The sequence below is a fragment of the Bacillus sp. NSP9.1 genome (assembly GCF_000465465.2).
In the GTDB taxonomy this organism is placed as follows: Bacteria; Bacillota; Bacilli; order Bacillales; family Bacillaceae; genus Bacillus; species Bacillus sonorensis_A.
On the sequence record NZ_CP048273.1, the window covers coordinates 2600372 to 2623940 of the forward strand.

27 protein-coding genes are annotated in these 23569 nt (G+C 44.6%); 6 read left to right on the top strand and 21 right to left on the bottom strand.

Features of this window, described 5'->3' with window-relative positions; genetic code table 11:
- Positions 1–23: 23 nt before the first annotated feature.
- Entirely contained in the window at positions 24–164 is a 141-nt protein-coding gene (locus M654_RS13390; protein WP_163170559.1) for a hypothetical protein, read from the bottom strand.
- A 287-nt stretch (positions 165–451) separates the two neighbouring features.
- Between M654_RS13390 and tlpB the strand changes: the two genes are divergently transcribed.
- Positions 452–2437, top strand: a complete 1986-nt coding sequence (tlpB, locus tag M654_RS13395) for a methyl-accepting chemotaxis protein (protein WP_026587394.1) — start codon at positions 452–454, stop codon at positions 2435–2437.
- Between the two features lie 38 nt (positions 2438–2475).
- Here tlpB and csaA read toward each other — a convergent pair whose 3' ends face one another.
- Together csaA and M654_RS13405 are read right to left on the bottom strand one after the other, a co-directional pair.
- On the bottom strand, positions 2476–2808 hold the full coding sequence (gene csaA, locus M654_RS13400) for a chaperone CsaA (protein WP_026587395.1): 333 nt from the start codon (positions 2806–2808) through the stop codon (positions 2476–2478).
- Positions 2809–3115: 307 nt separating this feature from the next.
- Positions 3116–3667: a GNAT family N-acetyltransferase gene (locus tag M654_RS13405; RefSeq protein WP_026587396.1), complete on the bottom strand. Its 552-nt coding sequence runs from the start codon at positions 3665–3667 to the stop codon at positions 3116–3118.
- A gap of 477 nt (positions 3668–4144) precedes the next feature.
- Here M654_RS13405 and M654_RS13410 point away from each other — a divergent pair, with 477 nt between their 5' ends.
- Positions 4145–5473, top strand: coding sequence for a serine protease AprX (locus M654_RS13410; RefSeq protein WP_026587397.1), 1329 nt, complete (start codon positions 4145–4147; stop codon positions 5471–5473).
- Between the two features lie 59 nt (positions 5474–5532).
- Here M654_RS13410 and M654_RS13415 read toward each other — a convergent pair whose 3' ends face one another.
- From M654_RS13415 to M654_RS13425, 3 genes are all read right to left on the bottom strand, one after another.
- Positions 5533–5958: a DUF5367 family protein gene (locus M654_RS13415; protein ID WP_026587398.1), complete on the bottom strand. Its 426-nt coding sequence runs from the start codon at positions 5956–5958 to the stop codon at positions 5533–5535.
- Between the two features lie 13 nt (positions 5959–5971).
- A complete protein-coding gene (locus M654_RS13420; RefSeq protein WP_026587399.1) occupies positions 5972–6565 on the bottom strand; it encodes a TetR/AcrR family transcriptional regulator in 594 nt (197 codons plus the stop codon).
- A gap of 152 nt (positions 6566–6717) precedes the next feature.
- Positions 6718–7203, bottom strand: coding sequence for a MarR family transcriptional regulator (locus M654_RS13425; protein WP_026587400.1), 486 nt, complete (start codon positions 7201–7203; stop codon positions 6718–6720).
- A 139-nt stretch (positions 7204–7342) separates the two neighbouring features.
- Between M654_RS13425 and yqeK the strand changes: the two genes are divergently transcribed.
- Positions 7343–7990 carry a bis(5'-nucleosyl)-tetraphosphatase (symmetrical) YqeK gene (gene yqeK / locus M654_RS13430; RefSeq protein WP_051290383.1) on the top strand — a complete coding sequence of 216 codons (648 nt, stop codon included), beginning with the start codon at positions 7343–7345 and terminating at the stop codon, positions 7988–7990.
- Positions 7991–8022: 32 nt separating this feature from the next.
- Here yqeK and M654_RS13435 read toward each other — a convergent pair whose 3' ends face one another.
- From M654_RS13435 to M654_RS13470, 8 genes are all read right to left on the bottom strand, one after another.
- Positions 8023–8508: a DinB family protein gene (locus M654_RS13435; protein WP_026587401.1), complete on the bottom strand. Its 486-nt coding sequence runs from the start codon at positions 8506–8508 to the stop codon at positions 8023–8025.
- Between the two features lie 44 nt (positions 8509–8552).
- Positions 8553–10181 (bottom strand): YndJ family protein, encoded by a 1629-nt coding sequence (locus M654_RS13440; RefSeq protein WP_026587402.1) that lies wholly within the window; start codon positions 10179–10181, stop codon positions 8553–8555.
- Positions 10178–10795, bottom strand: coding sequence for a DUF4166 domain-containing protein (locus M654_RS13445; protein WP_026587403.1), 618 nt, complete (start codon positions 10793–10795; stop codon positions 10178–10180). The genes M654_RS13440 and M654_RS13445 overlap by 4 nt, the downstream gene beginning before the upstream one ends.
- Entirely contained in the window at positions 10779–11696 is a 918-nt protein-coding gene (locus tag M654_RS13450) for a DoxX-like family protein (protein ID WP_026587404.1), read from the bottom strand. Before M654_RS13450 ends, M654_RS13445 begins: the two co-directional genes overlap by 17 nt.
- Before the next feature lie 231 nt (positions 11697–11927).
- Positions 11928–12497: a TetR/AcrR family transcriptional regulator gene (locus M654_RS13455; RefSeq protein WP_026587405.1), complete on the bottom strand. Its 570-nt coding sequence runs from the start codon at positions 12495–12497 to the stop codon at positions 11928–11930.
- Positions 12498–12499: 2 nt separating this feature from the next.
- On the bottom strand, positions 12500–13219 hold the full coding sequence (locus tag M654_RS13460; protein ID WP_026587406.1) for an MBL fold metallo-hydrolase: 720 nt from the start codon (positions 13217–13219) through the stop codon (positions 12500–12502).
- A gap of 81 nt (positions 13220–13300) precedes the next feature.
- Positions 13301–14041: a zinc ribbon domain-containing protein gene (locus M654_RS13465; protein WP_026587407.1), complete on the bottom strand. Its 741-nt coding sequence runs from the start codon at positions 14039–14041 to the stop codon at positions 13301–13303.
- A 53-nt stretch (positions 14042–14094) separates the two neighbouring features.
- Positions 14095–15030, bottom strand: coding sequence for a helix-turn-helix transcriptional regulator (locus M654_RS13470; RefSeq protein WP_026587408.1), 936 nt, complete (start codon positions 15028–15030; stop codon positions 14095–14097).
- Between the two features lie 97 nt (positions 15031–15127).
- Between M654_RS13470 and M654_RS13475 the strand changes: the two genes are divergently transcribed.
- A complete protein-coding gene (locus tag M654_RS13475; protein ID WP_236251132.1) occupies positions 15128–15679 on the top strand; it encodes a CcdC protein domain-containing protein in 552 nt (183 codons plus the stop codon).
- Between the two features lie 38 nt (positions 15680–15717).
- On the opposite strand, the gene czrA is transcribed toward M654_RS13475, so the two are convergent.
- The 3 genes from czrA to M654_RS23935 all read right to left on the bottom strand — a co-directional run bounded on the left by czrA (position 15718) and on the right by M654_RS23935 (position 17446).
- Positions 15718–16044 (bottom strand): Zn(II)-responsive metalloregulatory transcriptional repressor CzrA, encoded by a 327-nt coding sequence (gene czrA / locus M654_RS13480; protein ID WP_026587410.1) that lies wholly within the window; start codon positions 16042–16044, stop codon positions 15718–15720.
- Between the two features lie 78 nt (positions 16045–16122).
- The gene (locus tag M654_RS13485; RefSeq protein ID WP_026587411.1) at positions 16123–16947 is read right to left on the bottom strand and encodes an MBL fold metallo-hydrolase; all 825 of its coding nucleotides are present in this window, start codon (positions 16945–16947) and stop codon (positions 16123–16125) included.
- Between the two features lie 247 nt (positions 16948–17194).
- A complete protein-coding gene (locus M654_RS23935) occupies positions 17195–17446 on the bottom strand; it encodes a YnfE family protein (RefSeq protein WP_026587412.1) in 252 nt (83 codons plus the stop codon).
- A gap of 154 nt (positions 17447–17600) precedes the next feature.
- Here M654_RS23935 and M654_RS13495 point away from each other — a divergent pair, with 154 nt between their 5' ends.
- Both M654_RS13495 and M654_RS13500 read left to right on the top strand, forming a co-directional pair.
- Positions 17601–18935 (top strand): APC family permease, encoded by a 1335-nt coding sequence (locus tag M654_RS13495; RefSeq protein ID WP_026587413.1) that lies wholly within the window; start codon positions 17601–17603, stop codon positions 18933–18935.
- 85 nt (positions 18936–19020) lie between these two features.
- On the top strand, positions 19021–19677 hold the full coding sequence (locus M654_RS13500; RefSeq protein WP_035428123.1) for a lysozyme family protein: 657 nt from the start codon (positions 19021–19023) through the stop codon (positions 19675–19677).
- 117 nt (positions 19678–19794) lie between these two features.
- On the opposite strand, the gene M654_RS13505 is transcribed toward M654_RS13500, so the two are convergent.
- From M654_RS13505 to M654_RS13520, 4 genes are all read right to left on the bottom strand, one after another.
- On the bottom strand, positions 19795–20781 hold the full coding sequence (locus tag M654_RS13505; protein ID WP_026587415.1) for a polysaccharide biosynthesis protein: 987 nt from the start codon (positions 20779–20781) through the stop codon (positions 19795–19797).
- Positions 20782–20820: 39 nt separating this feature from the next.
- The gene (locus M654_RS13510; RefSeq protein ID WP_026587416.1) at positions 20821–21459 is read right to left on the bottom strand and encodes a DUF1796 family putative cysteine peptidase; all 639 of its coding nucleotides are present in this window, start codon (positions 21457–21459) and stop codon (positions 20821–20823) included.
- 213 nt (positions 21460–21672) lie between these two features.
- Positions 21673–22176 carry a hypothetical protein gene (locus M654_RS13515; RefSeq protein WP_026587417.1) on the bottom strand — a complete coding sequence of 168 codons (504 nt, stop codon included), beginning with the start codon at positions 22174–22176 and terminating at the stop codon, positions 21673–21675.
- Between the two features lie 13 nt (positions 22177–22189).
- Positions 22190–23395 (bottom strand): glycosyltransferase family 4 protein, encoded by a 1206-nt coding sequence (locus M654_RS13520; RefSeq protein ID WP_026587418.1) that lies wholly within the window; start codon positions 23393–23395, stop codon positions 22190–22192.
- Between the last annotated feature and the right edge of the window lie 174 nt (positions 23396–23569).

A 23569-nucleotide genomic window follows, 5' to 3' on the forward strand; every position in this document is an offset into this window, starting at 1 on the left:
AAGGAGCCATTCGATGATCTGGATTAGTCACTGGTGTCGCCATAATGATGGACATACTGGGGATTGCAGTAAGTGCTGACCTTTATCGAAATCAATGAGAAGATGTCATGCTCGAGTGTATGATTGGCGGTGCTGTCACCCCTTTCAGATGCGACAGCCAGCATGGTATCTCCGATTTATTTCTAAAGGCGTTCTTTTGACGAGAATCATGACCTGCCCAGATTCTGCCCATGTATCTATACTATGGCGGCAAACTTCAGCTTTAGGATTGGCGTGAATTCCGTTCTCTGACTCTGACCTTTACGTATGCTCTCGGCCGCACTGACGGCCATCACCTTTATCGTCTAAATGAAACTGTTTTTTGTTTCGAATCCTAAATTTTAAAATTTGATATAAAAATGTGAAAATTGTCCGATATTAATTTCGTAAACTAGACAAAGGAGTTTTAGCGATGAAAAAAATATTGGACTGGATCAAGCGTCCTTCTCTTTCAAAAAGACTAACGATCTCATTTTTATTGATTTTAACGCTGCCAATATTAATCTTCTCAAGTGCCTCCTATATGACGGCAGGCAGTTCGATCGAAGATGAAATCATGCGAAGCGCAAAAAACAGTGTTGATCAACTGAATGAAATGATTGATCAAAACCTTGAAAAAAAGGCGGATGCCATTACATATTTTAGTGAAGTCATCCAAGAACAAACATTCAAGGAAAAAGGACAGACTTCTCTAAGAGAAAAGTTTGAACAATACGCCAAACAGAATCAAGACGTTGAAGCGATCTTCACCGGCTCAAAAGACAGCGTATATGTCCAGCATCCATATACGAAAATGCCTGACGGCTATGATCCGACGGAAAGGCCATGGTATAAAGAAGCGGTTGAGAAAAAAGGCGAAATCATCGTCACCGATCCTTACACATCCGCCGCTACCGGCAACACGGTCATTACGATCGCCAAACAAACTCAAGACGGATCAGGAGTGGCTGCGCTCAGCTTGAACATCGACGAGCTGATTAAAGCAACGAACGATGTCAAAATCGGAAAAGAAGGATTTGCTTTTATTACAAGCGCCTCAAAAAAATATATCGCCCACCCGACGATTAAAGCGGGAACTGAAGGTGAAGGCGACTGGGTCAACCAAGTCTACGGCAAAGAAAAAGGCGAATTCAAGTATACGTTTCAAGGAAAAGACAAGCAGATGGCTTTTGCGACAAACAAACTGACCGGCTGGAAAATCGCCGGAACGATGTTTTCCGATGAAATTACAAACGCGGCAAAACCGGTTCTTCACATGGCGCTCATCGTATTTGCGGGAGCCGTGATACTTGGAGGAATTCTCATCTTCTTTATTATTCGGGCGATCAGCAAACCGCTGAATCAGCTTGTTTCATCTGCGAAAAATATCAGCAACGGCGACCTGACACAGCAAATCGAAGTGCATTCCAATGATGAAATCGGACAGCTCGGCAATAGCTTCAATGACATGGCCGACTCGCTTCGCACCCTGATCGGCACGATTCAGGAATCGGTTGAAAATGTCGCTTCCTCCTCCGAACAGCTGACAGCAAGCGCAGACCAGACGAGCAAAGCGACAGAACACATCACTTCGGCGATCGAACAGTTTTCAAACGGTGCCGAAAGCCAGAATGAGAAAGTGGAAGCAAGCTCACACCAGCTCAGCCGGATGAATCAGAAACTGAACGAAATGACTGAGGTCTCTGAATCGATCACAGAATCGTCGGTCAAATCGACGGAAATCGCGGAAACAGGCGGTGAACTCGTCCAGCAAACCGTCGGGCAAATGAATTCGATTGAACAATCTGTCAAACAAGCGGAAGGCGTCGTCAAAGGACTGGAATCCAAATCGAAAGACATTACATCGATCCTCCGCGTCATCAACGGAATTGCCGATCAAACCAATCTGCTTGCGCTGAATGCCGCCATCGAAGCGGCGCGTGCCGGCGAATCAGGCAGAGGTTTCTCCGTCGTCGCCGAAGAGGTTCGCAAGCTGGCCGCTCAATCGGCGGACTCAGCAAAAGAAATCGAAACATTGATTCAGGAAATCGTCAAAGAAATCGAACACTCTCTCAACATGTTTCAATCGGTCAATCATGAAGTTCAGTCCGGTCTGAAAATTACTGAAAAAACAGAAACGAGCTTCAGTCAAATCAGTGATATGACAAATGAAATTGCCGGCAAACTGCAAACGCTGAACGCAGCGGTCGAACAGCTGTCATCAGGGTCACGGGAAGTCTCCGGAGCCGTTGAAGAAATTGCGGAAGTGTCACGTGAAAGCACTGCGGGCATTCAGGATATTGCCGCATCAGCGGAAGAACAGATGGCTTCCATGGAAGAAATCAGCTCCTCTTCTGCCACACTCGAACAAATGGCTGAAGAACTTCGCGAGTTAACAAAAAAATTCAAAGTCAATTAAAAAAGGAGAGGCTCCCAACAGGAGCCCCTCTTTTTGTTTTAACCGATCTTTGTGCCGTTTGGTGCTTCCTCATCAGGCGCCAGCAAAATCACATCACCTTGTTCCGGAACACCGCCAAGAACGAGGACCTCAGATTTAAAACCGGCGATCCGCCGCGGAGGAAAATTAACCACAGCCGTTACCTGCCGTCCCACAAGCTTTTCAGGTATGTAGCGCTTTGTGATTTGCGCGCTCGAGCGCTTGACGCCGATCTCTTCTCCGAAATCGATCTCCAGCTTAATGGCCGGCACCCTCGCTTCCGCAAACACTTCCGCTTTCAAAACGGTCCCGATCCGTATGTCCAGCTTTAAAAAATCTTCAATTGTTGCCATGATGACACCCCTTCTCCTCTGCTGACAAGTCCTAAAATCGTTATTCTATTTTAGATTATCAATCATTACGATTCAACACAAGCGTTCTTATCGGCCCTCACAGCGATCCTTTCCAACTGTTTCATCACCTTCGTTATTGTCATTAAAATAAGCTGCGAATTTCTCGTCTCCTCCATTTTTTATCACTAGGTATAGGATTTATCATCCTGCTCTTCCATTGCTAAACAGTCCGCGTCGTTCAATTCTCGCGCCCTTTTCCGGAATAATCATACAACTGATATAACCGGTATGAGTTGTATGAAAGTCCTTAAATAAGGTTGAGGTCTCCTTTTAAGATCGAGTACATATATAAATCATCAAATTTACCACAAGTATATTCGTAATGTCTTAACAACCCCTCTCTTGTAAACCCTTGCTTTTCTACTAATTTTTGTGAAGGGAGATTTGCAGGTTCTATTAGAGCTTCAATCCTTTCCAAATGATAGTGATGGCACCCGAATTTAACAACTGCTTCCAATGCTTCACTAGCTATTCCTTTCCCCCAGTAATCTTTGCTTAATTCAAATCCAACTTCAGCTCGATAATGTTTGGTAACCATATGAAGAAATCCGCAACTTCCTATAACCTTTCCAAAGTCTTTTAATGTCACTCCCCATCTAATGCCAGTGCCTTCTGTGATCATAGAGTTATACCAATTAATTTCATCCCAAACATCTTGAACTGTTTGGAAAGGTGCCAAACCCGTATGCTTTACAACATCTTCATCAGATAAATAAGTAAACATATCATTAGCATCCTCAGTTGTGACTTCTCTTAAGATTAATCTTTCAGTTTCAATTATCGGAAATTCTTTTTTCATTCATTTTCCTTCTCTCTATTAACATTAGAATATTTATATACTCTCTTTCATTAGACTCCGCCTCATCACTTTATCCCATCATATGGCCCTTTCGAGCACAACTCTTGCTACAGAATCGAAAACGAGAGGGTACATCCGGTTGCCTAATGTATTCAATTTTCGATGAGAAACAAAAATTTAAAATAACGGCCATAGAGCTAAAAATTCTTGGATTCCCCTCTTCCTCTCAAAACACCCATGCATATATTGGTACAATCAGAAAGATGAGAATATCGAAATAAGATTGAACTTTTGTTTAAATATGATCTGAAAGAGCTAAAGATGTTTTTTATGAATATTTAGAATTTTAATATTTCACAAAATGGAATGCTAGTGAACAGCCTTTTTATCCGCCGTTTTAGGACAGCCAACTTTACGGGATCTCCCATTCATTCATAGATTATCTTACAAGACATATCTTAAAAGAGGTGGATCTCGATGTTCGGTTCCTACATGGTTCAAATGGTCCGGGCCAATGCCCATAAATTAGACCGTCCCTTGAGAGAAAGTGTGTTAAGACTCTATAAACCTTTCAAATGGACACCTTGTTTTCTGCACGGTTTCTTTGAAAAAATGCTGATGAAAAACAAAAAACTTTCTGTCATTATAGAATTTGAAAAAGACAGTCATCATAAGGGCTATCAGCTTGTAAACGAGATGGTGGCCAATCGGAGGCGGAACAAAGTCAAAAACCATTTCACCAAAATCAACTGTTGCAGCGCGGAGGTCACACCATCTGTTCTGCAATCGCTCTTGTCACAGTCGAGCGGTATTCGAAAAATCTATTTAAATCGGCCAGTCAAAGCCCTCCTTGATGTCGCACTCGAAGCAAGCAATGCCAAAGAAGTCGTCAGAAACAACATGACACTGACAGGAAAAGGAGTCACCGTGGCTGTTGTAGATACAGGCATTTATCCCCATCAAGACCTTGAAGGAAGGATCAGAGCGTTTGCCGACTTTGTCAATCAAAGAGCTGAGCCGTATGATGACAATGGACACGGAACCCATTGCGCAGGTGATGCCGCCGGAAATGGAGCCGCTTCTTCGGGACAATACCGCGGACCTGCCCCTGAAGCCGATCTGATCGGGGTTAAAGTGTTGGATAAAATGGGCTCCGGCTCACTGGAAACTGTGATTCAAGGAGTAGACTGGTGCATTCAGTTTAATGAGGAACATCCGGAAGATCCGATCGATATTATCTCCATGTCGCTTGGTTCAGATGCCGTCCCTTATGAAAGCGAAGAGGAAGATCCCGTCGTCAAAGCCGTCAATGCAGCCTGGGACGCGGGAATTGTCGTCTGTGTGGCTGCCGGAAATTCCGGTCCTGATGCGCAAACGATTGCCAGCCCGGGCGTCAGCCGCAAGATTATTACAGTCGGAGCTTTGGATGACCGGGATACAGTCAGCCGCGATGATGATGATGTCGCATCCTATTCAAGCAGAGGACCGACCATTTACGGTCAAGTCAAACCAGACCTGCTGGTTCCTGGCACCAATATTACGTCTCTGCGATCTCCGGGATCTTTTCTCGATAAACTGCAAAAATCAAACCGGGTCGGCACAAATTATATGACATTGTCCGGCACCTCAATGGCTACACCGATTTGCGCAGGAATCGCCGCGCTTATTCTTCAGCAGGCTCCCGGAACTGCGCCTGATGAAGTCAAAAGGCTTTTAAAGGATGGCACTGATTTATGGACAGACCGGGACCCGAACATTTATGGTGCAGGCTATGTCAACGCAGAGCGTTCGGTTCCCCAAGACTGATACACCCTTAAACCAAAAATGTGTTTCGCCCGTTTTGCAAAAAGCGGGCGTCTATTATATCAATGTCGCTTTAAGCGTCTTCCCCCTGCTCTTCCCCATTTTTCCATCAACAGCGGTATCGTTAAATACATGGCATATGCAAAGACCATCCATATCGCAAAACCAATCACCTTTCCTTTAGTGAGCGCCGGGAAAATCAGCGAATGGTTCCATAAGGAAAAAGCATCGAGAAACAAACCGATTAAAGAGCCCCAAATTCCAAGCTTAAGTGCCGCGAACCGCGACTGATCAATTCGTTGATAAAACCGCAATATGGCGTATAGAACGACAAAGGTTCCCGCTTCAAGAAGCAGAAAACGTGACCAAAAGGTATCTTCACCTGGTTCGGCAAGTACCGACTCGCCAAACAGCATAAAAAACCCGGCTGCACCAAGCCAGACAAGAAAAGAGAAAACAAGAGCCAAACCTAGTTTTTCTGTAAACATGTCGATTCCCCTTTTACTTTTTTTCACGCGAAGCTGTTTCCGTCAACATCTGCAGAACCATCTCCAATTCCCGGTAGACTTCTTCTGATGAAAATTCCGGTGACACGAGAGACTGAACAGCAAGTCCGTCAATTAAAGCATTTAAAAGAATCCCCCAGGTGCGAAACGAAACCCCTTCGACAGGAGAACGCTTCCACATCAAAGAGAGCTGTTCCGCCAACAGTGTATTTTCTTCTTCAAGAAGCTCGCCTAATTGCCCGTTGATCCTTTTATTGCGAAAACCAAAAACGGCCAATTCCAAAAAAAGCTGATGATAGTAGGCGTCTTTCTCAGTCCTTGACTTTGCCGATAACAGTCCTTCCTTTATTTTTTCGGCCGCGGGCTTTTCATCTGCTGTCAGATGATCCCATGACGTGCGGCAAACATCACGAACCACTTCAAACACAAGCTGCTCTTTTGTCCGGAAGTGATAATAAACCGTTCCCTGTGTCACCTTTGCCTCTTCAGCCACCGCCTTTAGCGTCAGATTGTCCAGACCATAATCGGCAATACGGCGCTTTGCCGCCTCAATCAACGTTTCTTTTGATGTTACATTCGGCCTTGCCATTTATACTCACCCTCTTAGTTATTCATATAACTAACTTATGTGAATCAACTATAATATGGAATAGGTGTATCGTCAATCCAATTTCAAGCAAACAACAAAAATTATTTGTTTACATAATATGATTATGGTTAATTTCAAAGAACATAGGTCAGCTACTCATTTTTATTTGATTCGGCCATAATTGTCATCCCTTGAAGAAATTTCAAAATGGCGCTTTGATCTTTCTCTGAAAATGAATCGAGAAACTGATCAAATTGTTCCGCTTTTTGTTGATGAAGCTTTTCATGAAGTTCAAACACTTGTTTCCCGCTCGGTGTCAGCCGAAAGTAGACCTCTTTTTTGTTGTCCGTCAATTGAAACCGTTTGATAAGGCCTTCTTTCAAAAGCTTTGAACTGATTTTTGTAATGTTTGCCTTGGATAGGTTCATTTTTTTGGCGATACCGGTGTTATTGATCGGTTCATCATGGCCAATACAGCTGATGACATGGATTGTGGTCATATTCCCGGGAAGCCGTTTGACATCGGACTCTGCCGCCTGCTTCATAAATGCTTTGAGATCTGTATCCGCTTTTTGTTCGTTAAGGTGCAGCAGTTTGACATACATATCATAGATCAGCTGTTTTGTCAGTTCAGACATAGTCAATGGACAGTCCCTTCTTTTATTTTCTAGTTAACAAAATATTTTAACGGCCTGTATCCAGATTTGTCAATGCTATGATAAGGTAAAAGCAGATTGTTTTGTTAATGATGAAACAACGTAAAAAGGAGAGATGTTGATGAATATTGAAGGAATAGAGATGGAAGTTCGCCGCAGAGGCGATATATGTTCAGATGCCATTGATTTTTTGAGACGCCATAACCACGAAAAAACGGCTGAGCATTCGATAAGGGTGAAAAAAGCGGCGGAAGGATTGGCAAAACGTTTTCATGTGTCTGTACAAAAAGCTGAAATTGCCGGCGTTTTGCATGACATCAGCGGCGTTATCCCTAACGAAAAAAGGCTTGCGGCAGCGGAAGCGCTCGGTATTGACATTCTTCCCGAAGAACGGGTATTTCCGATGATCATCCATCAAAAACTGTCGAAAGTGATGGCGCGGGACCTGTTTCAGGTGGCGGATCAAGATATTTTGAATGCAATAGAATGCCACACAACGCTCAGGAAAAACCCCTCCCCGCTCGATCTCGTCGTATTTTCAGCGGATAAAATAGAATGGGATCAGACGGGAACGCCGCCTTACATCAAGGAGCTTCATGAAGCGCTTGATGTTTCCTTGGAGAACGGAGCGTTTATTTATATTCAGTACTTGTGGAAGCAAAAAGATAAACTGAAGGTTGTCCATCCTTGGCTAAAAGATGCCTATCACAATCTGAAAGCAAAAATCGAGGCTTCACCCAGGCAAAATGACCGGCCTTCAGACGTGTGAGCCCTTAACCGCCATCTTGCCTGGCAAAGCCGCTAGTTCACGCCTTTTGAAGCATCCCAGTTTTTCAGCTGTTTTCTCATATGGACGATTTGCCCCAGATGATAAGCATTATGAAGGATGAGCAAGGATAAAATGTCCGCCCAGGTGGAATGCGGGTCATGCTCCGCCGGCTGAGTCAGCACCTCTTCTTCGCAGGAGGCGACCGCATCGATCCATTCGGAATAGATGCCGTCCAGCTCCTTTCGGCTTTCTTCCCAGCCAAGCCCGCTCTTATTCACAAACGTATCATCGATTGTATAGGCAAAAGCCGGAACAGGAATGCCTTTAAACCGTTTTAAATAACGCTCATTATAAAAAATTAAATGATTGGCAATTTCCAAAATCGAATTTTCCGAACCTGCTCCTTTTTGCCTTGCCTCACTTTCGGTGAGACCGGCGGCGGCCGTTTGAAAACAAACAAACCAAGTCGTTTCGTTATAGCATGCTTTAAACTGTTCAAGCAAAACGTTTTTTAGCATAATCACCCTCCAGTTCAATTCGATCTTTGCCCGGCTTTCATTTGCTATTTCGCCTTCCATGCGGCGGAATCCTTTTTTTCAATATCATATTGAATATCGAGAAACCGTATGCCAAACAGCCACATGCGGTGAAACGCATAAAGCCTGTCCTGCCCCTCTGCTTTGATGATGAACCGTTCGGCAAGGGGCAGTTTAAAAGTTCCGATTTTTGTTGAAAGAAATATACCTTCATCGCCTCGATCTGACTGTTTTTCGCTTGTCAAGATCAGGGATCTCCCTTCTGCCTTCGGCTTTAAAATGCCCGTCATATTGGAATACGGCAATGGAAGGGCAATGTTCATGTATGTCACGTCATCACGGGTATGAACGGAATATAGCGCCACAAAAACGGTGTCCCCTTCTTCATTTGTTCTGATCCAGGCGCGTACATTCTCCCTTCCGTCTTTCGCTGAATCAACACCGACAATCGCACCGTCCATTATTTGCCGGCCTTGTTTGATGCCCAAATGAATTTGGCCTGTCTGTTTTGAGATGAGCTCGTAGATGTAAGCGAGCGGCTTAAACCATGGCCGCCAGACAACCTCCGCTTTTAAAGCGTAGCCCGCCGTGTTTTCATAGAAATCGAAAATGAGAGGAGAAAGCGATTCGGGCCGGAAGCCGCTGCTGCGGAATAGGTGCATATCATCGGCAAGTCCTTTGTAAGATGTATCGTTTTTTAAACGGTGCCGCTGTAAAAAATCGGCGCCGATTCTCCATGTCCCCAAAATCCTGCTCATGTTTTCGCCGGTTGACCTTTCGCTTACCGATTCAGGGCCTTCAAGGCGCCAGCCGATCAGCCCCGGAATGATGACGAAAACAGCGTTGACAAGCCCGTGAACCCAAATCATCTCCTGTATCGTCAACAGCGGTCGGCCGCGAAAACCGCCGTATGAATAAATCAGCGAACATGAGATTGTGAACATCAAGAGCAATGATGAAAAGATGACCAAGGATCTCGCTGCACGGTTTTTGAAGGCTGCCTTCCATACGAGGAAACCGCCGCTGTATAGGGCAGCCAAATATAGCGCAACAGCCGCGACATCAATCGTTTTCGAAAACGATATGCCGACTGCGATCAACAGCGGGGACAGCATGATCACCCATGAAACCGCCGCATAAAAGCGGGTTTTCTTTTTCAGTGTTCTGCCGAGCATTCCATTGAAAATCGGGATGAGAAATGCCGAATAATGAAAATGCACCGCTGTTAAGAGGATAATCAGCGGGCTGAAGTCCATGATTTCAAGGTCTAGCGTATAAGCCAAAAGCCAAAACCCCCCGAAAGGAAGATAAAACAGACCGCTGTCAATCGACGCCTCTTCAAGGCCCTTTCCTCCCCTTTCCCAGAGGCGAAGGGCCCCGTATAAAGCGATCATGCCTGTATAGCATAGCCAGATCCATGAAAAAAGCGGCGAATGGAACAGCAGGGATAATGCAGCGGAACAAGCTGCAAAAGGAAAGCTGCGGATCAACAGCTGATACATCCCGTTGTCATGCTGAATGAGACTGAGCGCAGCCGGTACAAAAAACAACGCTGATAATAAAAGAAGCGCCTCTGCCGGCGGAATATCCGGCGCTTTAGCGAGGAAAAAAGCCGCATAGCAAAGAGCGCTTACACCTAAACGCCAAACAATCATTTCGCCTCCCCCTCTTCCTGAAATGTTCCTTTGTATGAAAACAGTGTTCCGGCTATTTGGTTTTTCACATGGACATCAATCGTAAAACAGCCTTTGTCCTCGTCATACGATTCATTCACAACAGAAGCGCCGTATAAACATTTTGGAAGCGGCAGCTTTTTTCCGAATAAAGGAAGCCATTGTTTGACAGAGACAATCGATAATGATCCATCGGGTTCCGCTTTAAAATGCAGACTTGAAATTAAAATCGGGGGATGCCCGAAAAAATCGATGATTTCCCTGCGCCTTTCATCATAGACCATGACAGCATCAAAATGCCTTTGCTTATCACGGAAAAAGAACGTTCTGCTCCACTCAGCCTCCATCATATTGTTTTTCGTCAGCCGCAGGCTGTTTTCAATCGTAAATGGAACGTTCTTTCCTCTTTCGGGAAAAAAGCAGCGGAATTTCGTCCCCGCTCTAAACAACTGCCTGATCCAAAAAGAGCCTCCCGATATCTCCGTCATCACCCCTTTTCCTCTAAATGCGTTTTCCGTAGTGATACGATACCGCTCCTTGAGCTTTGGATGGAGAAGGTGAAAGTCTTTTATCACTCGTTCATACATGGAATTCAAATGAACGCCTCTTTCTGATCGTATTTCGCGCACTTGGAATCTCCTTTGCGCTCACATAGCCGATAATGGACAAAATGATCAGTGCGGTATTGAGCGCGACGGGATTAAAAGGGTGTGCGAAGGATGTGATATCCGTCATTCCGGCACAGGCTGTAAGCAATACAAGCAGGGCGATATGCGGCAGAAACCATTTCCTTTTACAAACAGGAAACAGCCACAATATACCGAGCGCCATCTCAGCCAATCCGATCAGTTTCAATAGGGACGCCGGAGGAAATCGTCCGCCTGAAAGGGAGGAAAGCATGCTGATTTCCTCAGGGTGCTGCATGATGAGCTTTGGAATGAGCCCCTGATATATCCAAATAAAAGAAAGAAGCAGACAAACGAACCAGTAGATCGCCGTTTTCTGAATAAGCAGCTTTGGATGCAGCCCTTTTTCAAGCCAAATCTTCAGGGCGTCAAAACTCCAGGCGGTCGCCCAGCCGATCAGCGGCCTGAATGCAAGATCAGCGAGGCGCCCAAGCCGGCCGTAATTGGTTTCATAATCGTATTGCGTCATAAAAGCGATCCCGTTTTCAATCTGTTTGTATTTCCAATATCCCCTTCCTTCCCGGATGAGAGAAAGCGGATGGCTGCTCGCGAATGAGAGTGACGAGACTCTGTCACCCGTTTCTTTATACATGCTTCCGGTCGACTCCCCCGTACCGGAAATCTTCAAACCGAAGCCGATTCTCGTTTCATATAAAAACCTTTGCCGCTCACCGGGTCTTCGCTTTAAATAGGTAATGTCTGTAAAACGCAAATCCCATTGTTGATGGAGCTCAGGGTCTTGCGTGTAACGCCAGAGCCGATCCATATCTGTTTGGATTGAGATTTGTACATATATCGGATTTTTTTTCATAACGTCCGTCCTTTGTGAATTTATTCACATTTATAGATTATCATGGATTTCTTTCCGTGTGAACCACTTATTGGCATAAAGCTTATTTTCCGACAGACAAAAAATCCTTGGCTGACTGCGCCAAGGCAAGAAGTGGCTGGTTAAGCCTATAATACCTATGACTCAAAAGATGCTGGAGTCATATTCCTATGATACTAAAATTTCAGAAAAATGTAAACAATTGTGAAATATTTATTTGTCCTGATAGATATCAAGCCCTATTAAATAAGCGCGTATCGTCCTATCAAGGCTCTCCTCTATTTCGTAAGGAAGGCCGAAAGCATTGTTTTGCCTGAGTCCGGCAAATCCATGCAGAATGCTTCTCAAGCCTCTGACCGCATGAATGGCCGCATCCGCGTCTAAATGGTACGCTTTGAGAACCGAAAGCACAAGACGGACAATTTTTCCGCCGGCTTCTTCAATCCGTTTGTCCCCATCTTCCGGAACAAAAGTCGCATCATAAAGGCCGGGTCTATTTTTCGCGAATCTCATATAAGCTTTCGCCATCCTCCTGACAGCTTCCTCTTTTTTGGCACCTTGAATCGCTGCGGCCATTTCCTCATAAAGGCTTGTCAGCCCGAAAAGTGCGAGCTCCCTGCGAATTCCGTTTAAGCCCTCTATATGATTGTACAAAGACGGAGGGCGGACATTCAGCTTTTTAGAAAGAGAAGCCAATGTCACGCTGTGAATGCCCTCTTCATCAGCGAGCACAGCAGCAGCTTCAAGTATCATTTCTTTATTCAGCCCTATTCGCGGAGACATCCTTAGTCACCCTTCCTCTTGAATGATGTATAAGCTTCAGTGATCGCTTTTCTCATGCCGGCTGCCGGATCATAGACGAAGCTGCCGTGACCTGCGGCAAGCACTTTCGGCTTCAAATCCAATAGTTTTTCCGCGCTTTCAAGCGCGATTTCTTGATTCCAAGTGGCCAACGCGGGAAACGGAAATGTCAGCTTTAAATGCCCCGATACCGTAATGCCGCTTCTTGTATGATACGAGTCGCCCGCAATCAAAATGCCATGCCTTTCATCCAAAAATGAAACACTTCCAGGTGTATGTCCCGGAGATGCGACCGCCGTTAGAGAGCAGATGCGGTCACCTTCTTTTAAGAGCACATCCGGATTTGTCTTGATATGTTTTGGAACCCCGCCTTTAATGGGAGTTTGTGCCTCTTTCTCAAGCAGCGATCGATCCCCCTTTAACAGACGCGCATCCCGTTCAGATATGTAAACCTGAGCATCTGGCAGGTGTTGTTTTAAGGAATCAAGTGAACCGACATGGTCGCTGTGGGCATGGGTCAGCACGATCCGTTTAATCGGCTGTCCGAAGTTAGCTGCAGCTTCGAGAATACCCCTTTTGCTGAGCGCAATCCCTGCATCGATTAATGTCAACCCGTCTTCTTCTTGAACGAGATAACAGTTTACAGGAAAGACGCGCGGAAAAAATGTCAATTGGCAAACCGATTGATACTGTGTGATTCTCAACTGTTTTCACCTCTCAATAAATAAAAAACTAACACTATTAGTTTTTATTATAAAACTAATGGTATTAGTTTTTCAAGATATTTATTTCCCGCGCTGTACAGCTACATAGATGGCGACTTGGGCATTTTCGCGATCAGCTGCGTTTTCGTTATACACCTCAAAATCTCCTGTATATGTACGAATCTGTTTTTGCTCCCATCCCCAGATGTCCCGCCACGTGTCAAACACAACTTCTTCAAGTCTTCCCCGCCGCGAGATGAAAACGGCATACTCTGAAGCCGGAAGTGTGATGACATTGCGATCATCGTCTTCAGGTTCGCCAAAAGTTCCGATTGAAAACGTATATGAACCATGCTCATCTGTTTCATAATCGGAATAGAGTGCGATGATATCGCGCGGGATTTGATGTGACGAAAGCGGGCTGTTTTTGTGGAACCATTCCCACATGGAAGAAATTTTGCCCTTTCCTGAAGCTTCCTCTTTATTGCTTGTCACGGTCGATATACCGGTAAATTGTTTTGTATTCAATTTCTCGAAATGGGAGAAGCTCGTACCCGTCTCTTTAGCGGCCGATCTCCATCTTTTTAAATGAGGCAGTGTGCTTTCAAGCAGCTTCCTCGCTTCCACCTCTGTTTTGCCCTCCTCCTTTAAATAAGGGACACAGATCTCGATCATATCCTGCAAGGTGGCATCAGGCTGTTTGAACTGTCCCTCCCCGTAGCAGTACTTGCAGTAATCGCGGTTTTTGCCCCCGCCTTTTTCTGTACCGAGCTCTTCATGATCCATTGGCATTCCGCAGCTTTGGCAAATGAGTGTTTTCATTTTTCATTCCTCCTTTTTCAACAGCATACAAAAAGAAACCTGACAGCATTGTGTCAAGTTTCATATAAATCAATAATTTGTTTGGCCAAGCTTTTGACGTTTTGGCGAATATGAGGCGGATCAAGGACTTCAATATGGGTTCCGAACTGCAGCAAAAACCCGTAGAGCCAAGGGTCTTCAGGGTACGATATGATGGCGGTGCACCTGCCGTTTTCATATGTCAAAGCGTCAAAGCCGAACCATTCTCTCGCCAACAGCTCTCCGGACGGATGAATGCGCAGGGTAATGTACGTCATGTTTTCCGGCTTATACCATGACGACTCCCATGGAAGAGAGGCCAAATCGACCTCCCTTCGCTGAAACGGCTCGGATAATATGCGGATGTCTTTCATCCGGACGAGCTTAAAAAAGCGAAACGCTTGTCTTTTCAGACAATAAGCATATAAATACCAATGCCGTGCCTTTAAAACAAGGGTGTGCGGCTCGGTAATCCGGCTGCCCGTTTGTCCGTCACGATTAACATATGTAAAAGATACGGTATTCAAGCTGTCGGCCGCTTGATTTAACATCTTGATCTTTTTCTTTATCCCTTCGCTTTCTCCCCAGGATGAAATATCGATAAACCATCTTTTTGTTTTTTCGCGGTACAGCGGCATTTCTTCTTCTGAGACGAGAAGGCGGATCTTTTCCAGGGCGTTTCCGTTCTGAAAGGCTTCATAGGTTGATGAGACGCTTTCCAGCGCCGTCGTGATGGCCGCCAGCTCATCAGCCGAAAGAAGCTTATTTTCCAGGCGGAACTGCTCCATGAGGCTGATCCCGCCTCCGGCTCCCTGTGATGTCACAATCGGGATGCCGGCCTGATTGATCGCTTCAATATCCCGGTAAATCGTTCGGACGGAAACTTCGAATAGATCTGCAAGCTCTTTAGCCTGTACGCGCCTTTTTCTGACCAATAAAATCACGATTGCCAAAAGCCGGTCAATTTTCATCATGTTCTCCTCTCATTCCTCTGTACTTCTGTTTTTTTCCGGGATCTTCGTCCCATTAACATTCAAAACTTAACTTTATGGTTACGATTTGAACAGTTTGGACATATACTTCATTAAAAAAGGAGGTTTTTCAAAAATTACACTTTATGTTGTCCAATTGTTCGCGATTGTGTTGATCATCTATATCAGATTCAAGCGATCCATCGGTTTTCAGCCCTTGAACCGTGCGCGCTTGATGTTCAGAATCGTTCTCTTTTCGGTTATTTTTTTATTCTTGCTGACGATGAGCGCTCTTCATCCGCTCTCATATCTTTATGATCTGATCGGAATCGGATTCGGGTTTTTGCTGACAGCGTATGCGCTCAAACATGTATCCCTCGAAAACCGCGACGGTGTAATTTATTTCCGCACCCATCTATGGGTCGAACTGCTTGTTCTTTGCTTGTTTTTATACCGGTTTCTCTTTCGGATCATCGAAATCAATGCGGTTGAAGACGCTTCGTTAAAAAGCGGATCAGCGGCATACGGTGCTCTATTTGCACAGGACCCGGCGACAATGATCGCTCTTTTTGTACTGGCCGTTTATTATGTCGGCTTCTCTTTTTTTGTTTTGAAAAAAGGAAAATTAGAAGAAAACCGCTCAGTATAAAAGGCAAACTCATTGCCTCGAGTTTGCCTTTTATACGGTCAGTCATGCTGTGTGTGATCGATCATTTGCTTTAGCACATCCAGGACATGCTGATCCTCGGGGGAATAAAAAATCGACGTCCCCGCTCTCCTTGATTTCACCAGGCGCAGGTTTTTCAAAAATCTCAGCTGATGAGAAACGGTTGACTGCAGAAGGCTGAGCTTTTCCGCAATTTCATTGACCGAATGCTCGCCTTGTGACAGCAAATGCAGGATTTTAATTCTCGTAGGGTCTGAGAGCGCTTTAAACGTCTGTGAGACAAGAAATAGCGTCTCTTCATCCAGCTCAATCCGCCCTTTTTCGATGTCTTGTTTGTGTTCGTTCATGATTTCACCTTTTCCGCGCGACTTTTACCTCCATATCATATACCAAAACATGCGGGATTGAAAAGTTTTCGGCCAAAGTCAAGTGGAAAACAATGCCCCCTGAAGAGCTTTTATATATCTTTCGGCAGACTTCTGAACGCGCTCACCGGCGTTCTGTTTCACAATCCGGTGAAAAGCATTGTACAGCCTGTTGTACGGAATATTCTTTACTTGATCGGCCATTTCTTTCACCTTGCCGGCCGGAAGCGGAATCAGGTTGGGGTAGCTGTACATAAAGCTGACCCACTCCTGGTCCTGCACGACTGTGATGATATCTCCTGTAAGGAGGACACCCTTCCCGTCATCACCGTTTTTCCAGTGGCAAACGGCACCACCTTTAAAATGACCCCCAAGCCGATGTAAGGTGATCCCCGCTGAGAGCTCTAGAGATTCCCCGGACCAAAACACGATCCGTTCACTTGGCCTTTGCACCCATTTCCTGTCATCTTCATGGATATAGATCGGCGCATCAAAGGCTTCCGCCCATTCCGTCTGGGCTGAATAATAATGCGGGTGTGACAGGGCAATCGCTTGAATCCCCCCGATTTTCTTGATATCCTCTATCGTTTTTTCATCTAAATATGTAATACAGTCCCATAGCAAATGAAAGCCGGGTTCCTGAAGCAAATAGGCTGTCTGCCCGATTGCAAATCCCGGCTTTGTCGTCAGGCTGTACAGGCCTTCTTCTTCAAAACAGATGTCATTTTGGAATCTGCGGCTTCCCTTCAGCTCTTCAAGCGTTGTCCATTTTTGCCCCGCCGGATTGACATACTGCCTTTCTTCATCGCAGATGTTGCATACAGCCGGCGGTTCAGATGTTAGATCATATTGGACGCCACAGGTTGTACAAATATATTTTTTCAAACGATTCATCCCCTTTCTATTACATTTTACCATCTATTCATTATTTTTTGATTATTCGGTTATTTTTCTTAAGATCTGACTTCTGCCAGCTGTAAAAGTCGTAGCGGCTGAGCACTTCCATTCGGCATAGAAACGTCTTCAGCTTCCGTCCAGCCTATTCATTTTATTCATATTCTAGCATGATATAAGTCTTAAAATCTCCTCTGTCCCCATTTATAAACAAAGCAGCACCCGGAAAATCCGGATGCTAACGGTTTGCTCTTTGATATATCTGCTCCAATTGAGATAGGGAAATGTCTCCCGCCGCATAATCAACAGCGGCGTCGACAATTTGGTCAAAGCTTTCGGCTGAAGTGCTCGTCTCTTTGATTTGCCTTTCATACCGCTCAAGCTCTTTCTGCTGCCTTGCTAAATCTTCTTCTTTTCCATCGTAATCGGCAGCATTCATCGTTTCCATATTTCGCTTTACCGCTTCAACATAACCTTCAAGATCATCCATTTTCAACATTCTCCTTGCTTTTTTTCAAAAGCATTTGCCAAACCAGTTGTTTTTATACTGTTAAAAACCGTTTTGATATGCTTGCTAGCACCTCAAAAAACATTTAAAATATGCTTGATTTCATCAACTGATTCATAAGGAGTTTAAAAAGTCATTGAAAAAAAAACTTTCGCTTAAACGAAGCCTTACACTTGCTCCCCTTGTCGTGATTGGGCTCGCCTACATGGACCCGCTCGTTGTCTTTGATTCCTACGGAGTGGTTGCCCAGATGACAAAAGGGCACGTTCCGGCTGCCTATCTTTTTACGATCGCTGCCCTGCTGCTGACGGCTTTAAGCTACGGCAGCATGGTCAAAGCCTATCCGAAAGCCGGATCGGTTTATACATATGCATATGAAAGCATCCATCCGCATGCCGGTTTTGTGGCCGGCTGGACGATTCTGCTCGATTATTTATTTTTGCCGATGGTGAATTTTGCGATCGGCAGCGCCTATCTGTCAGCGGCTTTTCCGGACATTCCCCACGGCCTTTGGGTCGTTTTTCTCGCGCTTTCGATTACGGTCGTCAATATGTTAGGCATCAAATTAACGGCAAACATTACGGCGCTGTTCGTCGCTTTTCAAGTGATCGTCGCGCTGACGTTTGCCGGATTGATGATCACAGGTCTGGCCCGCGGGCTTGGCACCGGAGAGCTGATCTCAGCCGATCCGTTTTATCGGCCTGATATGGAGCCATCTTTGATTGTCTCGGGGGCGACGATATTATGTTTTTCTTTTTTGGGCTTTGACGCCATTTCCACAATGTCGGAAGAAACGATCGATCCGAAGAAAAACATTCCTCTGGCGATCTTTTTAACGGTGGCCGTCGGCGGAACGCTGTTCACTGCGATTTCTTATTTGATGCAGCAGGTATATCCAGCCTTTGACAGCTTTCACCATGCCGACTCGGCTTCTTTGGAGATTGCCTTTTATACGGGCGGCGCATTTTTGCGGTCTTTCTTCTTAGCGGGAACGATGGTCGCGGTCATTTCATCATCGCTTTCCTCGCATGCGAGTGCATCCAGGCTTTTGTATGCGATGGGGCGCGACAACTCACTGCCGAAACGTTTTTTCGGTTATGTCCATCCACGGCTGAGAACACCGGTTTTTAATATCCTTTTCATCGGTCTGATTTCACTGACGGCCATGATTGGAGAGCTTGAAGTCATTTACTCATTCATCAGCTTCGGTGCATTGATCGGATTTATCTTTGTTCATCTTTCTGTCATCGGCCACTACTTCATTCGCCGGCGGGAAAAAGGACTGTTCAAGATCATCCGCTATCTCGTTCTGCCTTTTTTAGGCGCCTCGTTTTGCGGATGGCTGTTACTGAGCGTCGGTAAAAATGCGTTCATCATCGGAATCATTTGGCTGATTGGCGGATTTTTGTATTTTTGGTTCCGGGTTCGCTCACTTCCAAACACAGCTTTAGGATTTGATGAAATGACCTAAAAAAGACGCTGATATATCGCTTGGTCTTTAGGTCTGATCTATGTCATAATAAATATGGCACTAGGGCGCTACAGAGGTGAAACCATTGAAGAGAAAGAAATCATCAGGATGTTTGGCCGGAGCTGGCTGCTCGTCGTTTTTTGTGTTTGTTGCCTTGATCGTGTTTTTTGCCTTCTCCGGACTGGACCAGTTGAAATGGCTTCCTCTCGACACTGAGACGAATATCATCGGGAGATTGACAGATTACAAGCCTTTTGTTGAACAAGAGCTCGAAGAAAAGGGGCTTTCGCAATACACATCTCTTTTGCTCGGCATGATGTATCAGGAGTCAAAAGGCAGGGGCAATGATCCGATGCAGTCGTCAGAATCCCTCGGAATGAAACGAAATGAAATTGATGACCCGAAAGCCAGCATTAAACAAGGTGTGCGCCATTTTGCAGAAATGTATGAGAAAGGTCAGAAAAAAGGCGTCGATTTAGCCACGATTGTACAAAGCTATAACATGGGAGCCGGCTATATCGATTACGTCTCTGAACACGGCAAAAAACACACGGAAAAGCTGGCGAAAGAATTTTCTGAAAAACAAGTCGAAAAGAATCCCGGTCTATACAATTGCGGCGGGGATAAGAACAATTTCCGCTATCCATATTGCTACGGTGATTACTCATACACCGAAAAGGTAATGGAACGAACAAAAAAAGTGGAAGAACACATTCAAGGGTTGACCTTGGAGGATGAGTGAGACGATCTGGGCGGTTTTCGCCCGGCTCGTCTTATTTCATTGCAGCGAACATAAGCATCGCCTGCTTGATCGCATGCCATGCTTGTTAAAGTCCGCGGGACAGAATCTGACCTGTCATTAAGCTAAAAAACCGCCCTTTTTCAACATCTCTCTCACTTCATCTTTTGAAATCAAATGGTCTTTTGAACTTAACTTTTCAGTTTGCAAAGGATTGCAGTTTGTGTAATTTGCCCGTAATTCAGGAATATTGATCGACGGCAGCACAACTGACAGATCTTTCGAGAGAGAGACGGCGTGCTGGCGTTCGTGTGTTGAAATTAAAAGCTCATGAATTTTTTCCCCCGGTCTAGCACCGCTTTCTATGATGGAGGATTTGTCATTTCCATATGTTTCGATCAATATTTCCGCCATGTCCAAGATCCTGAAAGCCGGTGAGTTCATAATGAAAATCTCCCCGCCTTGTCCTTTGACGGCTGCCTCTAACAAGAGCTCAATCGTTTTTTCCTTTGTTAAAAAGAAACGTGTCATTCTCTTATCCGTGATGGACACCTGGTTTTTTTGCCTGATTTGATCTTTAAATAGATGCAAAACGCTTCCGCTGCTTCCGAGCACATTTCCTCCCCTCACACAAATAAAGGCCGTTTTTCCATATAGATGGTTCGCATAAACAATCAGCTTCTCGCCGATCGCTTTCGTCATCCCATAAAAGTTGACAGGGTCTGCCGCCTTGTCGGTCGATACGTTGATCACTTTTTTTACACCGTTTTCAATCGCTGCTTCAATGACGTTTTCTGTTCCTGACACATTGGTTTTCAATGCTTCAAGCGGCTGTTCTTCACAAACCGGCACATGCTTCAGCGCAGCTAAATGAAAGACGTAATCGACTCCTTTAAGTCCTGCATGAAGCGCTTTTCGATCGCGGATATCGCCGATGAAAAACGCGAGTCTCGGATCTTCTATCTGCCGTCTCATCTGCACCTGTCTCTCTTCGTTTCTGGAAAATACAGTTATTTTTTTAGGGTTTAAGGCCAGCAGCTGAAGGATGAGTTCATGCCCCCATGAACCTGTTCCCCCCGTAATGAAGATCGTTTTATTCTCAAACATTCCTGTTCCTCCTTCAGTAAACTTCAGATGGAAATATCGCTATCCGATGGTGACTCCTTCAAACAACGAAGTCCACAAAGCATTATTTGACTTCCATATTTCTTGATCAGGTAATTCAACAGCGCAAATTTTCTCTAATGGCCAATTTTTTTCGATAATGGTTTTGACGTTCGAATGCCGCACCAGAAGGACATGAAAGTCATGCTGAACCAAACCAGATAAAACGCGTTCAAGCTCCTGCGCTTCTTCGAAACTGCCTTCTGTCCTGACAAACAGAATGCGGTTACTGCTAGACAACTTTTCCAAAAAACGGTTGATTCTTCTGTTGAATTTCTCCATTACGGCAGGATAAGTTGCCAGATGGTCAAGTGTATTTTTATTCGCGTCAAAATCATGAACAGATCCGACGTTATAGAGGTCGTCTACTACATAAATAGTAGAATTCTCTTTTTTCTCGCCGGTATTATAGCCGATGATTCTGAGGTTTTTCGGATCCATAAATCCCGCGAACTTATTTCGAAGAAGCTGGTTGAGATCTGTGAGGGAATTCGTAGTCACCCAGTCGAGAGGACCTGCAAACGGTCTTAAATCATTATCTCTTAGCTGTATTGCCGCCAAGCAAAGGTGTCCTAAGCTGAAAATGGCGTCATAATGACCTTTAATGTCTTTTAAATTCATATTCCTAACACCCCTTGAATCCCTCCTATTAAACCCGCTTATTTCATACTAGGTGAAGTAAAAGTAAAGCGCTGCTTTTTAGTATTGTATGCCGCACAAGCGGCAAAGGTAAAAGACAACCACCTATTCCTTGATGATTTGAAAGGGAACTGAAAATAATAGGATAAAAAAATAAAAGCCTTCGATTTCCGAAGGCTGACCATAACGCATTGATTAATTGTTTTCGCTTTCTTCATTGCTCTGTGCTGCTTGCAGAATCTTTACAGTCTCCGTATTGGCGAGTGTATGTTCTTCAGGCAATGATTCTTTCAGTTTGTTTAACACATCATCCCTCATGCCTTTCATATTTTCCTTTGATTCAGAATTCGATACTGTCGTATCAGAAGGCAGTGATGCTATAATTTCTTCTAAATCTTCGCGATCCATATTTCCTGAAGCCACCGCCCTTTGAATATCCTTTAAAACCTTATGGTTACTTTCCAAAATACTATTATTCATATTTTCAAGAATGGAAGTTAAATCTGTCAATAAAGGCTTCATGCTGTCGTCGATATCATCTAAATTCAGTTCATCCTCAGAATCTAGGGAACCTTCCTGTTGCTTCGTCCGTTCTTCAACAAGTTCCATCAGCATTTCCAAATATTTCGTCCACCACTTGGCATCCATTTCTTGATTTAGCGTCCCGAGCAAATGATTGACAATTCGATTTTTGTTCATTTGATCTCACTCCTTAATTTTTCACAGTATTTTGATAAACATCGAGAACTTTTCTGACGGCTTGATCCATATCCCAATGTTTCTTCGCAAACTCTTTGGCGTTTTTGCCTAATGTTGTTCTGAAACCATCGTCTCCCAATAAGCGGCCCATCAAACCTGCTAAAGCATTCGCATCCCCTTTTGGCGCAATAAGACCAGTCACTTCATGAGTGACCATTTCCGGCAGTCCTCCGGCATCACTCACAACAGCGGGAACCCCGGCAATTTGTGCTTCAATTAGAGATAAAGGCTGATTATCCAACAGACTCGGGAGAACATACATATCGGCAAAGGACAGTAAATAAGGCACATCATCACGATTTTTCAGAAAGACAACATCGTTTGAAAGACCGAGTTGTTCGCTTTGAATTCTGAGTCCTGCCAGCTTCTCCCCTTCCCCGACAATCCAGCAAACCCAATCATTCCGGGTGTTTTTCAGTTGGCCAAGGGCTGATAGTAAATGGTGAACACCTTTGTTTTCGATCAGCCTGCCGGTAAATAAAATGACTTTTTTGTCTGTTTGAGGAACATCAGCTGTTTTTGAATTCATCCGGTTTAAAAAACCATCAATGTCATATCCGTATTGCATAACGCGAACTTGCCGCTCGGGAACCGAAAATTCTCCCGTTAAAATGTTCTTTAGCCAATTGTTGGCAACGATCGTCGTATCTGGTGATGTGGCACCCTTTTGTTCAAGATGATCAAAATATGCTCTTGCCATATGGGATGTGGAGGATCTGTGGATCGTTTTAAGCTGGTCCCTGATTTCGTAAGTGACACTTCCGTGAAGTGTCGTGACAAGTGCCGTATTTCGGGGCAGCACTCTTTTGAGACTCGCGCTAGCGATGATATCTTGCGCATGAATCAGATCGTATTTTTCCAATCCTAAATAAGCAGCTCCCAGTTCATATACGGAACGGTGAATCTCAGTATAATTGACCAATTGATTTGCTTGAATTTCCGGAATGCTGTTCATAATTTTCTCAACCAAAGGAAGGAGCTGACCTTTTTCTATGCTGCGATTTTCGTTCACAATATGAACGATACTGTTGTCTTTCCCAAATCCAAGTAAATCAACATCATGTCCTAAAGACTCAAGTCTTTCTTTGAGTTGTTCCATATAAGTCCATACACCACCTACATGGGGTATATTCCAATAAGTGGCAAGCAGTATTTTCATATGCATCTCCCTTTTATTATTTCTATAAAATGCTCTAATTATTTATATTGTCTATTTCTATATCTTGTGTAGACGATTATCTATGTTTAAGAGTAATATTTTTTTGGAAGAAAGCCCGCTGCATCAGCCTATGTTTAGTAGACAGGGGAAATCACCCAAACACACGAGACGGCC

Bases quoted from the DNA above. Each gene is read 5' to 3' on its own strand.
- M654_RS13390 (WP_163170559.1), bottom strand. From the start codon at position 164: ATGCTGGCTGTCGCATCTGAAAGGGGTGACAGCACCGCCAATCATACA.
- tlpB (WP_026587394.1), top strand. From the start codon at position 452: ATGAAAAAAATATTGGACTGGATCAAGCGTCCTTCTCTTTCAAAAAGA.
- csaA (WP_026587395.1), bottom strand. From the start codon at position 2,808: ATGGCAACAATTGAAGATTTTTTAAAGCTGGACATACGGATCGGGACC.
- M654_RS13405 (WP_026587396.1), bottom strand. From the start codon at position 3,667: ATGAAAAAAGAATTTCCGATAATTGAAACTGAAAGATTAATCTTAAGA.
- M654_RS13410 (WP_026587397.1), top strand. From the start codon at position 4,145: ATGTTCGGTTCCTACATGGTTCAAATGGTCCGGGCCAATGCCCATAAA.
- M654_RS13415 (WP_026587398.1), bottom strand. From the start codon at position 5,958: ATGTTTACAGAAAAACTAGGTTTGGCTCTTGTTTTCTCTTTTCTTGTC.
- M654_RS13420 (WP_026587399.1), bottom strand. From the start codon at position 6,565: ATGGCAAGGCCGAATGTAACATCAAAAGAAACGTTGATTGAGGCGGCA.
- M654_RS13425 (WP_026587400.1), bottom strand. From the start codon at position 7,203: ATGTCTGAACTGACAAAACAGCTGATCTATGATATGTATGTCAAACTG.
- yqeK (WP_051290383.1), top strand. From the start codon at position 7,343: ATGAATATTGAAGGAATAGAGATGGAAGTTCGCCGCAGAGGCGATATA.
- M654_RS13435 (WP_026587401.1), bottom strand. From the start codon at position 8,508: ATGCTAAAAAACGTTTTGCTTGAACAGTTTAAAGCATGCTATAACGAA.
- M654_RS13440 (WP_026587402.1), bottom strand. From the start codon at position 10,181: ATGATTGTTTGGCGTTTAGGTGTAAGCGCTCTTTGCTATGCGGCTTTT.
- M654_RS13450 (WP_026587404.1), bottom strand. From the start codon at position 11,696: ATGAAAAAAAATCCGATATATGTACAAATCTCAATCCAAACAGATATG.
- M654_RS13455 (WP_026587405.1), bottom strand. From the start codon at position 12,497: ATGTCTCCGCGAATAGGGCTGAATAAAGAAATGATACTTGAAGCTGCT.
- M654_RS13465 (WP_026587407.1), bottom strand. From the start codon at position 14,041: ATGAAAACACTCATTTGCCAAAGCTGCGGAATGCCAATGGATCATGAA.
- M654_RS13470 (WP_026587408.1), bottom strand. From the start codon at position 15,030: ATGAAAATTGACCGGCTTTTGGCAATCGTGATTTTATTGGTCAGAAAA.
- czrA (WP_026587410.1), bottom strand. From the start codon at position 16,044: ATGAACGAACACAAACAAGACATCGAAAAAGGGCGGATTGAGCTGGAT.
- M654_RS23935 (WP_026587412.1), bottom strand. From the start codon at position 17,446: ATGGATGATCTTGAAGGTTATGTTGAAGCGGTAAAGCGAAATATGGAA.
- M654_RS13505 (WP_026587415.1), bottom strand. From the start codon at position 20,781: ATGTTTGAGAATAAAACGATCTTCATTACGGGGGGAACAGGTTCATGG.
- M654_RS13510 (WP_026587416.1), bottom strand. From the start codon at position 21,459: ATGAATTTAAAAGACATTAAAGGTCATTATGACGCCATTTTCAGCTTA.
- M654_RS13515 (WP_026587417.1), bottom strand. From the start codon at position 22,176: ATGAACAAAAATCGAATTGTCAATCATTTGCTCGGGACGCTAAATCAA.
- M654_RS13520 (WP_026587418.1), bottom strand. From the start codon at position 23,395: ATGAAAATACTGCTTGCCACTTATTGGAATATACCCCATGTAGGTGGT.